Here is a 12,970-nt window from a genome sequence, read left to right on the forward strand (position 1 = left end):
GAAGAGGCGTTCTTCAGCGCGCACACATCGGCCGCTGCGTCGACGCCGCGGCATCCCGTCATCAGGGGATGTCGGCGAGCCGTTTCGCGGATCGGACTAGTTTTCCGGCACGAATTTTCCGTGTTTGACGACGTGCATCCGCAAGGACGTCAACGCGAGACCCAGATGGTCTGTCTCAGACATCGTGAACACGCCATTAAGGCCTGGGAGCTTGCGCGTTTCCTCGATCGCTTGGCGTACCTTTGCCTTGTCGGTCGAGCCTGCACGGCGGATCGCGTCGACTGCGATGACAATGGCGTCGTACGAATTGCCGGCGAATGGCGACGGCGTTTCCTTGTACATCTCCTTGTAGCCGGCGTAGAAGCCGTCGATCACGGGCTTCTGTGGATCGTCGGCTGCGACGCCATCCGGAACGACGAAGCCAGCCGTCGGCATCCGCGCGCCTTCGGAAGCGCTCCCCGTCAGGTTCAAGAATTCCTGATTGACGACGGCATGCGGCAGGTAGAGCGGCAGCTTGATATCCAGTCTTGCCTTGTTCTTGACCGCCATCGCCGGACTGGTGCCGGCGCCGCAGAAGATCAACAGAGCCTCAACTCCTGGCGCATTCTTGATCGTCGTTAGCTGCGGTGTAATGTCGGTGTCCTTCGGACCATACTTCTCGTCGGCAACCACCGTGATGCCGTAGCTCGCGGCATTCTCCAGGATTTCCTTGCGGCCGGATTGCCCGAAGCCCGCCGTTTCGGACAGAAGGCCGATCTTCGTGTAGCCCTTCGCCTTCATGTCCTGAAGAATGCGCTGAGCGACCTGACGATCGGTGTGTGGTGTCTTGAACACCCACTTCTTCACGGGATCGACGATCGGCAGCCCTCCGCCGACCGAAATGTAGGGAATCTCAGCCCGTTCGACCAGCGGTATCATTGCCATTGCGCTCGGCGTGATAGTTCCTCCGATGATGAGGTCCACACGGTCCGACTCGATCAACCGCTTGGTCAGTGAGCTCGACCGAGCAGGTTCGGATGCGTCGTCGTACGATACGAGTTCGACTTTGCGTCCGAGCACCCCGCCGCCATCGTTGATCTTCTTGACATATAGCTCAACGGCCTTCTGTTCGGGATCGCCGATGAAGCCAACGACTCCCGTCGTCGACAGCAGAATGCCGATCTTGATGGGATCGTCCGCCGCGTTTACAGCATGCGACGCGGCAACCACAGCCATCGCCGCTAACAGATTCTTAAACAGTCTCTTCATTTTTCCTTCCCCCGATTGGTTCCGATCTTCCGTCGGCTTAGTCCGCGATGCTGAAGTGCACTTTGACGCTGGCGGGATCTCCGGCTCCCATCAAAAGTGCGGCGAATACGTCCGCACTCCGACGGAATGGAACGGAAGCGATCCAGCGTGTGTCGAGGCTTTTGGCGAGGCCTATCGATTCGACGAACTCGTCGTGCGAGTAGGCGAAGGAGCCTCGTATGGTGCGTTCACCTGCAACCACAGGCCCGCCCGCGACCGCAAATTCGGGAGAATGCAGACCTACCAGGATGGCTGTGCCTCCCGGGCGAATATTTTCGACTGCATTTCGGCGTGTCGTGACGGCGCCGACTGTGTCGAAGGCCGCATCGTAGATGCCTTCCGCCGTCTCAGTGGCAACATCGGCACCGCATTGTAATGCCATGGCCCGCCGCTCAGGGGCGATATCCGTGACGGTAATGTTCGCTACTCCGTTCTCCTTGAGCACATGAAGCAGCGACATGCCGATCGGTCCGGCACCCAGCACGGCAACGTCGCGCCGCGGCATCGGCGACAGCCGCCACGCGTGCAGCGCCGTCGCGATCGGTTCGACCATTGCGGCCCGCGTCAGGTCTAGCTGGCTTACTTCGACGAGACTAGGCGCCGGGACCAAAACGCTTTCGGCGAACGCGCCATTGCGATGAACACCCAAGACCTGACGCTTCTCGCAGAGATGGCGACACCGCTCGCGGCAGGCACGGCATTCTCCGCAGGACAGGATCGGATTAGCGACGACGAGCGCACCGTCCCGCTGCCTGCGACCGACGAATTCGTGTCCGATGGTCAAGCCGATCGGTAGCGCTGGCCGGCCACTTCGGACCGCACCGAGGTCGGTTCCGCAGACCCCGGCGACCAGGACGTCGACGATCTCCTCGCCTGCGGCCGGTCGCGGCGAAGGAATGTCGGCGAAGCGCACCGAGTGGTCGCCTGCGTAGATTAGCGCCTTCATGAGGCGGTCCTCGGAGCCGACCGGGAAGCCAGGCTGGGATAGCGACGGTTAAGCGCACCGCCGTCGACATAGATTGTATCGCCGGTGATATAGCTTGCTTCATCCGACGCCAGAAACGCCGCAACAGCCGCCACCTCATCGGGCTGACCGGGACGGCCCAGCAAGATATTGTCGACGAACTCGGCGCGAGCCTGTGGCAACGACAGCAGCCGACTGACCATTGGTGTTTCGGTGAGCCCTGGCCCGATCCCAACGACGCGAATTTTGTGCGCTGCCAATTCCATGGCCGCGACTCGCGTCAGCATCGCCGCGCCGGCTTTCGAGGCGCAGTAGGCGGACAGACCTTCACCCGGCTGCTCTGCGTTGGTGGAGATGAAGTTCACGATAACTCCGCCGCGCACCTTCATTTGCAGCGCCTGGTATTTGCAGCACAGAAACAATCCGGTGAGATTTACGTCTTGCACGCGCCGCCACTGCTCAAGCGTCTGATCGGTCAGCGCCAAGCTGATTCCGATTCCCGCAGCATTGATGCCGATATCCAGACGTCCGAACGATTTCGCGATTGCATCTGTCGCATTCGCGACGGCGGCCTCACTGACCACGTCAGCGGCGAGGGCCAGCCCCTCGCCCTTCAACATACCTACCGTAACTTTGGCTGCGTCCAGGTCGCGATCAACCACCGCAACGCGCGCTCCATCTTGCGATAGTCGGCGCGCGACGGCCTGCCCCATGCCGGATCCCCCGCCGACCACCATTGCGACTCTGCCATCCAAACGAGGGTTAGATGCCATCGTCACACCTCCAAAACATCGGCATAGGGAACGCGCGCTTTGCCTTCGGGACTGCGCAAGCCTTGCGCGGCAAGTCCCATGAAGCGCTGAGTGATCGGGTTCATCACCGGCTTGGTCATTACATTGATGCAGGCCGGCCGGTTGGCGGCGAGTGCACGCTTTAAGGCCGGTCCCAGTTCCTCGAAGCTGGTTACGTATTCCGGGTGCGCTCCGAACCCGGCGGCCGCGAGATCGTAGCGCGTCGCGGCAAGGTCCGACGCGACGCGCTTGCCAGGCCCATAGATCAGATCTTGGCCGTGGGCGGACATGCCCCACTGCTGGTCATTGTTGACGACCACTACGACGGGGAGATTGTGACGCACCATCGTGTCGAATTCCGCGAAGTTGAACCCGACGGCACCGTCGCCGCAGAAGCAGATCACGCGCTTGTCGGGGTGGGCGACCTGCGCGCCGACGGCGAGCGGCATACCTTCGCCCATGATCCCCATATAGCCATGACCGAGCCAACGATCGGGCTTGCTGCTTGCGGCGAAGCCATCGAACCAGGCCGGCGTTTCGCCACCATCGAGCACAAAGATCGCATCGTCCGGAGCCGCCGAGGCGAGCGTGGAAGCCAACAATGCAGGGGTGAGCCCCTCACTCGGGCTTGGAGCCGGAGGTGTCGGCGCATGATCCCCTCGGAGACCGGCCAACCACTCGCGGCGGTCGGGCCACGGGCCATTGCCTGCTTGCGCGATCAGCGCCTCCAGCATTTCCCGGCAGTCGGACACGATGCCGAGCTCCACGCCGCGCACGCGGCCGATCTCTTCAGCCGCAATATCAACTTGAATGATCTTGGCGTCAGCCGGAATGACGGACTTGCGGCGGCCTCCGGTGTAGAGACCAAGCCGCGCGCCCAGCAGCAGCACGACATCCGGCTGCCCGGCTCCGCGGGCTGCGGCTGCGCCCAGCGTTCCGAAACCCCGCACCCAGAGAGGATTGTCGGTCGCCAGCGCGCCGCGCGACTTGTTGTTGGTCGCGACGGGGATGCCGGACAAATCTGCAAACCGCGTCAGTAGAGGGCCGCCTCCCGAATAAGCGACGCCGCCACCGGCGAGTATGACGGGACGCTCGGCACTTCGCAGCAATTCGAGCGCGTCCGCCACCGCGGCCGTTGACGGCGCGGGCCGCGATACCCTCGCCTCGCCATCGGGATAAGCGACATCGCCCTCTTCGACCAGAGCGAACAACACGTCGCTCGGGAGATCGAGATAAACCGGCCCGGGCCGCCCCTCTCGCGCGATGTGGAAAGCCCGCCCGAGGAGGTCTGGCAACCTCTCGACATGCGTGACACGATGAGACCATTTGGTGATACCTCCCATCACCGATAACTGGTCGTAGCCGCTGTTGACCGGCAGTGCGTCGAAGTCTCGCAATGGCGGCGCCCCTCCGAGAAACACGCTTGCGACGCAGTCGGAATAGGCATTGGCGACCGCCGTGACCACGTTCGTAATGCCACCACCTGCGGTAACCATTGCCACACCGACCTTTCCGGTCGTTCGCGCATATCCGGTCGCGGCAATCCCCGCCGCCTGTTCGTGTCGATGATCGATGATGCGGAAGCCTTCCGCCACCGCCGCCTGATAGACGCAGTCGAGGTGACCGCCATGCAGCGTGAAGATGGTGTCTACGCCGAACCGCTTCAGCGTTGCGACCAAAGCCTGCCCACCATCAATTTGAGCCACCGCGAGCCTCCCATCGTTCTTTTTGGACGGCCGCACCGACCGCCGAAGCTTTCGAAAAACTATCTGAACGCGTTCAATAATGTCAATCACAAAAATGAACGCGTTTATTTATTTGGGCACGGCTTGTTGCGGCAAGGCTTCCTCACCGGATAAAAGAGGCAGCACATCCAGAGGTTCACTTGAGCAAGACACCTCCAGCGAAGCTTGCGAAGGCCCGGCGAGAGCCGCGAGCCCGCGCCAACACGACCAAGGCTAGGAACGAGCTCCGTGCGGCCTTCATCAAAGCAGGTCGCAAGCTTTTGGCTGATCGGGGATCAAAAAACGTGTCGCTGCGCAGTATCGCGGCAGCAGCCGGCTATTCGCCCGGAACGATCTACCAATACTTTGACGATCATCGCGCGCTGCTGCTTGCAATCCGCGAAGAGGACATGCTGTCGGCCGTAGTCGCCTTCGAGGGAATCGCCGCGAGCGAGCCAGACCCCGAGCAACGGGTGATCAAAGTCTTCCTTGGAGTAGCGCGGTACTGGCTCGACAATTTCGACCATTATCAAATGCTGTTCTCTCTTCCGCCACACAAGATTGCGGTCAAGGACGCAACGGGAGTCCCCTTCGGACGCTCTGCGATCGTGGCACGCTCCTATTCTCTCTACGATCGAATAGTCAGGGATCTGCTCGCCGACTGCGGCTCCTCCTCGCTCGACGCCAAGTGCGCGGTTGACAGCCTGATCGCGGCCGTACACGGGATCGTCGCGTTTCCGATTTACACGCGCACGATGAATTGGACAGACCCGTTGAAAATGACGGAATTCGTCGTCACTTCCCTTATCGACTCGTGGCGGCGGCCGCCTTGTCAGGATCGCGCATAATGCAGCCGCAAAATGCCTTGTGGGCTTGGACAAGCGAAGCGGCGTTGCGAGATAGATAATAGGTACCTTCGCCAAGTCCGCTATTCTCGTCCACTTTCTCCGACGCGAACTCTTAGCTTGGGATCAACACCTCGACATTGGTACCGACTACGCGAGTCATGAACGTTTCAAGGTCAACTTCGGCGGGGCTGCTCAGCGCTTCTCCGGTCCGTATATCGAAGCGAGCGTTGTGAAGCGGGCACTCGATCTCGCAGCCCTCCATCAAGCCATCGGTGAGCAGCGCCGAGGCATGCGTGCAGATATTCGACGTCGCGTAGTATGTTCCGTCAACCAAATAGACCGCGATCTCATGCTGCCCCACACTGCAGGCAGCGGGCGCGTCTACCGCAACATCCGTCACCGCCACTGCCACGCACCACGTGCCGTTCGTCGTTTCGACGGTCATGTAAACGCCTCCTAGATGCTGTAAAAATCGACGACAGTTGGAATGCAGTCGTTCATGATGACAATCTTCTTGCGAGCGATGCGGTAGCCCTCGGGGCTGCGAACCAGCGTATGCTCGTAGACCCCGAAATGCAGATGCTGCCGCCGCGTTCGCGGATCGAACACGTGCGTTGTCCAAGAGGACCGCGCCTCGACGAAAGATTCGTCCCGCTCCGACAACACTGTGTTCGTAATAACGTGCAGGGTACGAGGTAACGGCAATGCCGTGATCGACTTGCGCGACTGGATGCGGCCGATCCGCTCCTGCAACTGGGCTCGGGAGGTGTGATAGATGAAGGATATCTGGGTATCCGGATCGGTCACCAGATCGTATTCGTTGAGCCACGACGGCACCCAGAACACGGCATCGGCGCGATAGAGCTCGGCCCAGGCGTCCCACGCCTTGTCGTCGAGAAGATGCGCCTCGACGAACAACAGCCGCTCCACCTCGGCATGATCGTGAAGTGATGCCGAACGATGATTGAGGGGCGCAGCGTCAGGCATTGTTCGCCCCCTTGGTCGCGAGTTCCAGCAACCGGCGCCATTCCCGGTAGCCCGAATGGAAGTTGGTTTCACCGCCGAAGCCGGGTTTACCGAATGCGTACTCTTGCGGCGAGATGCCAAGCTCGCTCACGTGATCGCCGGCCACCCCCATGGGTTCAAGACCTCTCAAATGCCCAAGCGTGTCACCGGCCTGCGCCGCGTATCCGGTCTGACAGAATTCGTACATCACGTTGTCGTCGGAGGTCGCAAGCCCGCTTGGATTGAAGAAATCCTCGTATGCCCTGATACGGAAACGACGCGCATCGGCGCTCTCGCCGACCGGTGCCAGGCAATGCGAGGTCATCTCCGTCTTGTCGACCGACAGCGGCCTCCATGTGCGCAGCTGCGCGGAGCTGATGTCGATGATCTGCAAATTTGGAAAGATGGTAAGGTTGCGCTGCCGCAGCATCCACTTCAATCTGATGTCGCCGACCCGGCTCTTTACTTCAGCCAGGCCTGCCGGATCTGCAGCCAGCGCACGCCCGTAGCGCATCTGTCGCTTGATCGACCAGTTGACCGCGTGGCCGTTCTTGAAATTGAAGCTCCCTTGTCCCTCAACTTCGTCCGGCTTCTCGCTCGTGAATCCGACGGTATCGCCGGATTTGACGCGTTGCGCCAGGATATCGACGTATGAACTGTGCGTCGATGCGAAATGATAATAGTCGAGGCCGTTCTCGAACTGCAGCTTCCAGTTGGCGTCGAAAGTGTAAGTGATGTCGCCGGGCACGAACTCGAGCTGGCCTACGGGGCTTTGGTCGGCAACGAGGTCGATAAATGTCCTGGCGTCATCGAGGTATTCCGGCAGCGACGGCACGTCGGCCGACAGGCTGGCAAAAATGAGTCCGCGGTAGCTGTCCAGCCGCGCGACCGGAACGAGGTCGCGATCAGCTCCGTCGAAGCCGGCGGGGTACTGACCATCCTCCCGGTCGGTCACCGCGATATTCTTGCCTGCGCTGTCGTAAGCCCATCCGTGATAGCGGCAGACATGGAACTTCTGCCGTCCTCGCTTAAAAGGGCAAACGACGGTGGCGCGGTGTCGGCAGGTGTTCAGAAAGCATCCGATCCTGCCTTCCCCGTCGCGCATCAGCAATACCGGCTGACGGCCGATAAAGGTGGTGACGTAGTCGTGCGGGCGCGGAATCTGGGACTCGAGGCCCACGAACGACCATGTCGCCTCGAAGATGTGCTTCATCTCCAGATCGAAGATCTCCGCATCGGTAAAGGCATCGCGCGATACATGAAACGCCTTGTCCGCGGGACGGTCATCGACGAGGCATTCGGGACGATGGTGAACAGTCATTGTCGGCTCCTTTTCGTCGGTCAGTTCAGCCGAATGCTGGCGTCGGAGGCGATCTTCTTCCATTTGTCGATTTCACCGACCACGAAGCGATCGAAGTCCTGCGGGGTCGAACCGACCGGCTGCATGCCGAAAGCCTCGGCCTTGGCAGCGAAGCCCGGCGACTTAACGAACGCAATCAGGTCGCTCGACAAGGCGTTGACTGCCAGGTCCGGAGTCTTGGCCGGCACCACCAGCCCGAACATCGAGTTCGCCTCGTAGCCGGGATAGGTCTCGCCGATGCAGGCATACTGCGGCGCATTGGGAATGCGAGTGGCGTTGGTGACGCCCAGGACTTTGATGGTCTTCTCCCGCACGTGCTGCTGTACGGAATGCCATACGTCGAACATCAACGGCACGCGGTTGGCGAGGACGTCGGTGAGGGCGTTTGCGCTCCCGTTGTAGGGAACGTGCAGCATCTTGATATCGGCCATCTTCTGCAACAGTTCGGCTGCCATATGAGTAGCGGTCGCCGGACCCGGCGTGGCGTAAGCCAGCGGCTCATTCTGCGTACGGGCGGCTTTCACCAGGCCGGGAATGTCGTCGGCCGGGAACGAGGGATTGGCCACGACCACCATATGGGCCTCGGCCAGTTGGGTAAGCCCGCGCAGGTCGCGCACGGTGTCGAACGGCATCTGGGCGCGCACCGCAGGATTGATGACATGGGCGGTGATGACCACGCCGATGGTGTGTCCGTCCGGAGCCGACTTGGCGACGGCGTCCGTACCGATCAAGGTGCCCGCGCCCGGCTTGTTCTCGACGATCACGGGTACGGACCATTTCGCGGCCATTGCATCGCTAATGATTCGAGCGATGACGTCGGTCGGCCCGCCAGCCGTGAATGGCACGATGAAACGGACGTTATGCGAAGGAAACCGATCCTGCGCCGATGTCTTGGCGCCGGAAAACCCGGCGAAAGCCGACATTGCAGCGAGAAGCCGTCGACGGTCTATCATGGTGTTCCTCACCTTCGGGCCGTCACGCGGCCGCATACGCCCTCTCGGTCGGGGCACTTCGCGAGGCACCATAGTTGCTTTTACACCTATTGCAAGAATGACCGATCCGGTACGTTGAGCCGTCAGGCCAACAGAACCCGGGACATGGTCTCGCGGCCGCTCCAAGGCGCAGACAGAAAATTGGCGATAGTCATGGCAAAAGCGAAGAAGTCCTCTGCGACAGGTACGATGAAGCGGAAGTCGAGGGACCTCAGGCCGTCGATCGATCACGATAGGCGCGTCATCGACTTCGACCGTTACATTCCCACTGTCGTTTCGCGCCTCATGACCCGCTTGAGGGCATCGGCCCAGATCTTTTTCGATGAACGGTTCGGGATAACGCGGCTGGACTGGCGGATCATATCGTTTCTTGCGGCAAAGGGGCCTTCGAGCGCCTACGATATCTGGACGCTTGGAAGTCTGGACAAGGCCGCCGTCAGCCGCGCGCTTCGCGTTCTGTCCGACCGCAAGATCGTCACGATCAAGAACGTGTCCGGAAGCTCTCGGCGGCGGACCGTCATTGCCTTGACGCGTCAAGGCCAAGAACTCAACGATCGATGTTTCGTCGAGATCGTAAAGCGACACGACAGGCTGCTCGGAGGCCTTAGTCGAAAGCAGATTGAGGACTTCATCCTCACCGCTCAGCATTTGGAGAGCCGCATCGCCTTCATGGACAAGGATGATGAATGTCCCTCCTCGAATTTCGACGTGACCAAAGAGCCCGAATATCGAAAACAACCCCATGCAAAGGTGCAGGCGGCAGCTAGCGCTCGAATGGCAACTTGACACGTCGGGCAAATCAGGGGCATTCCTTCATCATCCCGCAATCTTGTAAACGCCTGTCGCCCCGCAATAGCGGGCGCGTCGGTTGCGACCTGCGGTCCAAGAATCCTCACCCGCATCCTCACCCACAATTGAAATTGCACCGGCTCCGCGCGGCGAACGATGGCCTCGCGCGTGGCCGAACCGCGCCCGCTTGCCGCGCGCATGCCAGGGAGTCTCGACATGAACACCGCCCAAGCCTCACCATGCCAAACATGATCGCCGCAACCGACCCGGCCAAGGCTGCCACGGCCCCGCGGATAAGGCTCTCGTCGCACGGATTCTCCATCGACCATCCCGACCCGGAGCTCGGCGAACAGCTGATGGCGAACGCGCTGGGGGCAACCGATCGCGACGCGATGGACGGCATCCTCCGGCAATTGGTCAGGGCCAGCGTGAGCGACGGAAGCCCCGACGAGGTCAACCTGTCCTTCATGATTTCAATGGTGAAGAGCATTCGCCCAAGGGATTCCATCGAGGCCATGCTGGTGGCGCAGATGGTTTCGGTTCATGTGATGGCGATGCGATGTGCCCATCACCTCGCCAGCGCCGACGACCTCGCCCAGCACGACAGCGCCGCGCGCGCCTTGGGCCGGCTCGCCCGCACCTTTCCCGCCCAGATCGAGGCGCTGAACCGCTACCGCAGCCATGGCGAGCCCGCCATCACCGTGCAGAACGTGAAGGTGGAGGACGGCGGCAAGGCCATTGTCGGCAACGTCACGCAGCACGCGAGCGTGATCGTTTCGGACAAGAACCGGGCCTCGGCAGCGCGGAATGCGCCGAAGGCCTCGGGCGCCAAGCGAGGGCATGCTTCCGCTGATGCCAAGCGGGAAGCGCAGCCATGAGCAATCACATCAGAAATACTGGCCCGATGCTGGCGAGCCCACTTTGTGGCGCCAAAACGCGTTGCGGCTGCGCGTGCCGCTCGCCGGCGGTACACGGCAAAAAACGCTGCCGCATGCACGGCGGCGCCCAGGGATCCGGCGCGCCAAGGGCAAACCAAAACGCGCGCAAGCACGGCCTGTTCACCAGGGATGCGATCGCCGAGCGAAGGCAGATTCAGGCGGTGTTGGGGGAGGCGCGGAAGCTGCTGGAGGAGATGAAGTGACTTGCAGGCGACGATTCATCATCGCGCCTTCCGCTGGATCCGCTTTGAACCCTGCCGACGTATCGGTGGGGTCTCTTCGTCATTGGGATTGGAAGCGGCAGGGCGCACCGGCTCCGCCGCAATCGCACGCGCGATCTCCCAGCCACGGCCTGTCCGGATGGTCCTCGCATACCCGGCTGCAGCTAATCGCACCTGGCGGAACTGAATCACGAGAACAGTTCCTTCACGCGCCTGAAGCTCGGGTGCGTCAGATCTTAACCTCAGTGTGAGCCCGCTTCAGGCGCCATTCAGCGGATAGTTCGATCGTCCGAGCGCGTTTAAGCGTACAACGAGCTTCTCGGCTTCCTCTGTCAGGTATGATGCAACAGCGCCACACTTCAGGTGATTTGTCAAAAGTCGGGTGGTTCCGATTGTCGAAAATGCGTTGGGCGCGTTAGCCCGTGCAAGTTAGAGCTTGCTAGTGGAGAAACGTATGAAACGCGCTCTTTTGACTTCCGCCGCACTGCTTATGTTGGCGGGTACTGCTTCGGCCGCTGATCTTGCCGCCCGTCCCTACACGAAGGCGCCGCCCCCCGCGGTCGCTCCGGTCTACAACTGGACCGGATTCTATATCGGTGGTCACATTGGTGGAGCCTTCGGTGGTGACAGCAACGTCCTCGATCCGAGCTTCGGGAACAACGACGACGGCACGTTCATGGGTGGTGGACAGGTTGGCTTTGACTATCAGTTCTCGCCGAACTGGGTATTCGGCCTCGAAGCCAACTATAGTTTTCTCGATACCAACAGCAGCTTCGCCAATCGTGGCCTCGGCTCGGTGACCGGCCGTCTAGGCTATACCTGGGGACCGGCTTTGCTGTACGTCAAAGGCGGTTATGCTTGGGCTGACACGCGCTTCACCAATGGCTTCAACGGCGACAATGATCGCAACGGCTACACCGTCGGTGCCGGCCTCGAATACATGTTCGCCCAGAACTGGTCGGCCAAGCTCGAATACCAGTACTATGACTTCGGCAACGTCGATGTGTTCTTGGCGGGGTTGCCGGTCGGCAGCTTCCGCAACGACGAACACACCGTCAAGGCGGGCCTGAACTACCGCTTCAATTTGGGCGGCCCCGGCCTCGTGACGTACTAACCCGAGCGACAGCTCGAAGGCAAAAGGTCGGCATCTGCCGGCCTTTTGTTTTGCGGCGAATGAGGCGAGGCCGCCAAGGCCTCGCCTCCAAGACCGGCCCCGTTATAGCGTTCGGATAGCGGCGCTTTTTATTGCGCCTTAATTTTTTCCTGCAGCCACAGCGGCTGCCCTGTTCGAACTGGAATGAGAAGGCTGGGTTATCGATTCCCGGCTTTCAACGGAACCTTGAGGCTCAGATCGCGTTGCAGGGTGCTACCCCGCGATCTTCTGCTGGTTTTCTTCATCGCTCGATATTGAGGTGATCAGGATGTCCGCCGATATCCTTCCGGCATCCGCCTTCCAGAATCCCGCCGTCGCTCTCTCAGGGGTGATCGACTACAGCATGTATGTCAGCTTCCGCCAGCAATTCGACAATGCGGCAGGCCAGCATCTCGTCGTGATCGAACTTTCAACCCTTGGCGGCGATCCGGAGGTAGCGCGCATGATGGGCGAGGACATCCGCTATACGAGCGAGATGGAGCCGGCGCGGCGTTTGGTATTCCTCGGCAAGGCTGCGATCTATTCAGCCGGGACGACCTTTATGAGTTTCTTCGCCCGCGAGAATCGGTATCTGACCCGCGGCTCCCGCCTCATGATCCACGAGCGCAAACTGACGCGGACCCTGAATATCGACGGGCCGCTCACCGTGTGCCGTGCCAACGTGCAGGCGATCATCAACGAAATTCAGTGCTCGATCGATATCCAGAACGAGGGGTTTCAGAACCTCATCAGCGGTTCGAGCGTGACGCTTGAGGAAGTCATCCGGCGCGCCCCATCGAACTGGTACGTCGAGGCGAACGAGGCGCTGAAGCTCGGGCTAATCGCGGGGGTGTTATGACCCAAGCGACGAGAGCAGGTGATGCATCGGCCGGCATCCGCGGCGCGGAAGGCGCCGAAG

At 60.9% G+C, this 12,970-nt stretch carries 14 protein-coding genes and 1 pseudogene; 6 read left to right on the forward strand and 9 right to left on the reverse strand.

The window, feature by feature from the left end; all coding sequences use genetic code 11:
- Positions 1-96: 96 nt before the first annotated feature.
- From AC5ZG1_RS07000 to AC5ZG1_RS07020, 5 genes and pseudogenes are all read right to left on the reverse strand, one after another.
- Positions 97-1,248, reverse strand: coding sequence for an ABC transporter substrate-binding protein (locus AC5ZG1_RS07000; protein ID WP_456643708.1), 1,152 nt, complete (start codon positions 1,246-1,248; stop codon positions 97-99).
- A 37-nt stretch (positions 1,249-1,285) separates the two neighbouring features.
- Positions 1,286-1,840 carry a zinc-binding dehydrogenase gene (locus AC5ZG1_RS07005; protein WP_496132509.1) on the reverse strand — a complete coding sequence of 185 codons (555 nt, stop codon included), beginning with the start codon at positions 1,838-1,840 and terminating at the stop codon, positions 1,286-1,288.
- Positions 1,841-1,927: 87 nt separating this feature from the next.
- Positions 1,928-2,233: pseudogene (locus AC5ZG1_RS07010) on the reverse strand (alcohol dehydrogenase catalytic domain-containing protein); the annotation flags it as partial.
- Complete coding sequence (locus AC5ZG1_RS07015; protein WP_496132387.1) at positions 2,230-3,024, reverse strand: SDR family NAD(P)-dependent oxidoreductase; 795 nt, start codon at positions 3,022-3,024, stop codon at positions 2,230-2,232. The gene AC5ZG1_RS07015 and the pseudogene AC5ZG1_RS07010, both read right to left, overlap by 4 nt.
- A 2-nt stretch (positions 3,025-3,026) precedes the next feature.
- On the reverse strand, positions 3,027-4,748 hold the full coding sequence (locus AC5ZG1_RS07020) for a thiamine pyrophosphate-binding protein (protein ID WP_496132388.1): 1,722 nt from the start codon (positions 4,746-4,748) through the stop codon (positions 3,027-3,029).
- A 179-nt stretch (positions 4,749-4,927) separates the two neighbouring features.
- On the opposite strand from AC5ZG1_RS07020, the gene AC5ZG1_RS07025 reads away from it, so the two are divergent.
- Positions 4,928-5,614: a TetR/AcrR family transcriptional regulator gene (locus AC5ZG1_RS07025; protein ID WP_496132389.1), complete on the forward strand. Its 687-nt coding sequence runs from the start codon at positions 4,928-4,930 to the stop codon at positions 5,612-5,614.
- A 112-nt stretch (positions 5,615-5,726) separates the two neighbouring features.
- On the opposite strand, the gene AC5ZG1_RS07030 is transcribed toward AC5ZG1_RS07025, so the two are convergent.
- The 4 genes from AC5ZG1_RS07030 to AC5ZG1_RS07045 are packed head-to-tail and all read right to left on the reverse strand — an operon-like array spanning position 5,727 to position 8,932.
- Positions 5,727-6,059 (reverse strand): non-heme iron oxygenase ferredoxin subunit, encoded by a 333-nt coding sequence (locus AC5ZG1_RS07030; protein WP_456643713.1) that lies wholly within the window; start codon positions 6,057-6,059, stop codon positions 5,727-5,729.
- Positions 6,060-6,070: 11 nt separating this feature from the next.
- Entirely contained in the window at positions 6,071-6,601 is a 531-nt protein-coding gene (locus AC5ZG1_RS07035; RefSeq protein WP_130222980.1) for an aromatic-ring-hydroxylating dioxygenase subunit beta, read from the reverse strand.
- Positions 6,594-8,003 carry an aromatic ring-hydroxylating oxygenase subunit alpha gene (locus AC5ZG1_RS07040; protein ID WP_496132390.1) on the reverse strand — a complete coding sequence of 470 codons (1,410 nt, stop codon included), beginning with the start codon at positions 8,001-8,003 and terminating at the stop codon, positions 6,594-6,596. Before AC5ZG1_RS07040 ends, AC5ZG1_RS07035 begins: the two co-directional genes overlap by 8 nt.
- A complete protein-coding gene (locus AC5ZG1_RS07045) occupies positions 7,961-8,932 on the reverse strand; it encodes a tripartite tricarboxylate transporter substrate binding protein (RefSeq protein ID WP_496132391.1) in 972 nt (323 codons plus the stop codon). The genes AC5ZG1_RS07040 and AC5ZG1_RS07045 overlap by 43 nt, the downstream gene beginning before the upstream one ends.
- A 144-nt stretch (positions 8,933-9,076) precedes the next feature.
- Between AC5ZG1_RS07045 and AC5ZG1_RS07050 the strand changes: the two genes are divergently transcribed.
- The 5 genes from AC5ZG1_RS07050 (at position 9,077) to AC5ZG1_RS07070 (ending at position 12,910) form a co-directional block, all read left to right on the forward strand.
- Positions 9,077-9,757: a MarR family winged helix-turn-helix transcriptional regulator gene (locus AC5ZG1_RS07050; RefSeq protein WP_496132392.1), complete on the forward strand. Its 681-nt coding sequence runs from the start codon at positions 9,077-9,079 to the stop codon at positions 9,755-9,757.
- 251 nt (positions 9,758-10,008) lie between these two features.
- Complete coding sequence (locus AC5ZG1_RS07055; protein WP_496132393.1) at positions 10,009-10,638, forward strand: hypothetical protein; 630 nt, start codon at positions 10,009-10,011, stop codon at positions 10,636-10,638.
- The gene (locus tag AC5ZG1_RS07060) at positions 10,635-10,901 is read left to right on the forward strand and encodes an HGGxSTG domain-containing protein (RefSeq protein ID WP_496132394.1); all 267 of its coding nucleotides are present in this window, start codon (positions 10,635-10,637) and stop codon (positions 10,899-10,901) included. The genes AC5ZG1_RS07055 and AC5ZG1_RS07060 overlap by 4 nt, the downstream gene beginning before the upstream one ends.
- 472 nt (positions 10,902-11,373) lie before the next feature.
- Positions 11,374-12,033, forward strand: a complete 660-nt coding sequence (locus AC5ZG1_RS07065) for an outer membrane protein (protein WP_028161675.1) — start codon at positions 11,374-11,376, stop codon at positions 12,031-12,033.
- A gap of 307 nt (positions 12,034-12,340) precedes the next feature.
- Positions 12,341-12,910 carry a peptidase S14 gene (locus AC5ZG1_RS07070; protein WP_496132395.1) on the forward strand — a complete coding sequence of 190 codons (570 nt, stop codon included), beginning with the start codon at positions 12,341-12,343 and terminating at the stop codon, positions 12,908-12,910.
- The last annotated feature ends 60 nt before the right edge of the window (positions 12,911-12,970 follow it).

It is taken from the genome of Bradyrhizobium sp. Leo78 (assembly GCF_059512425.1).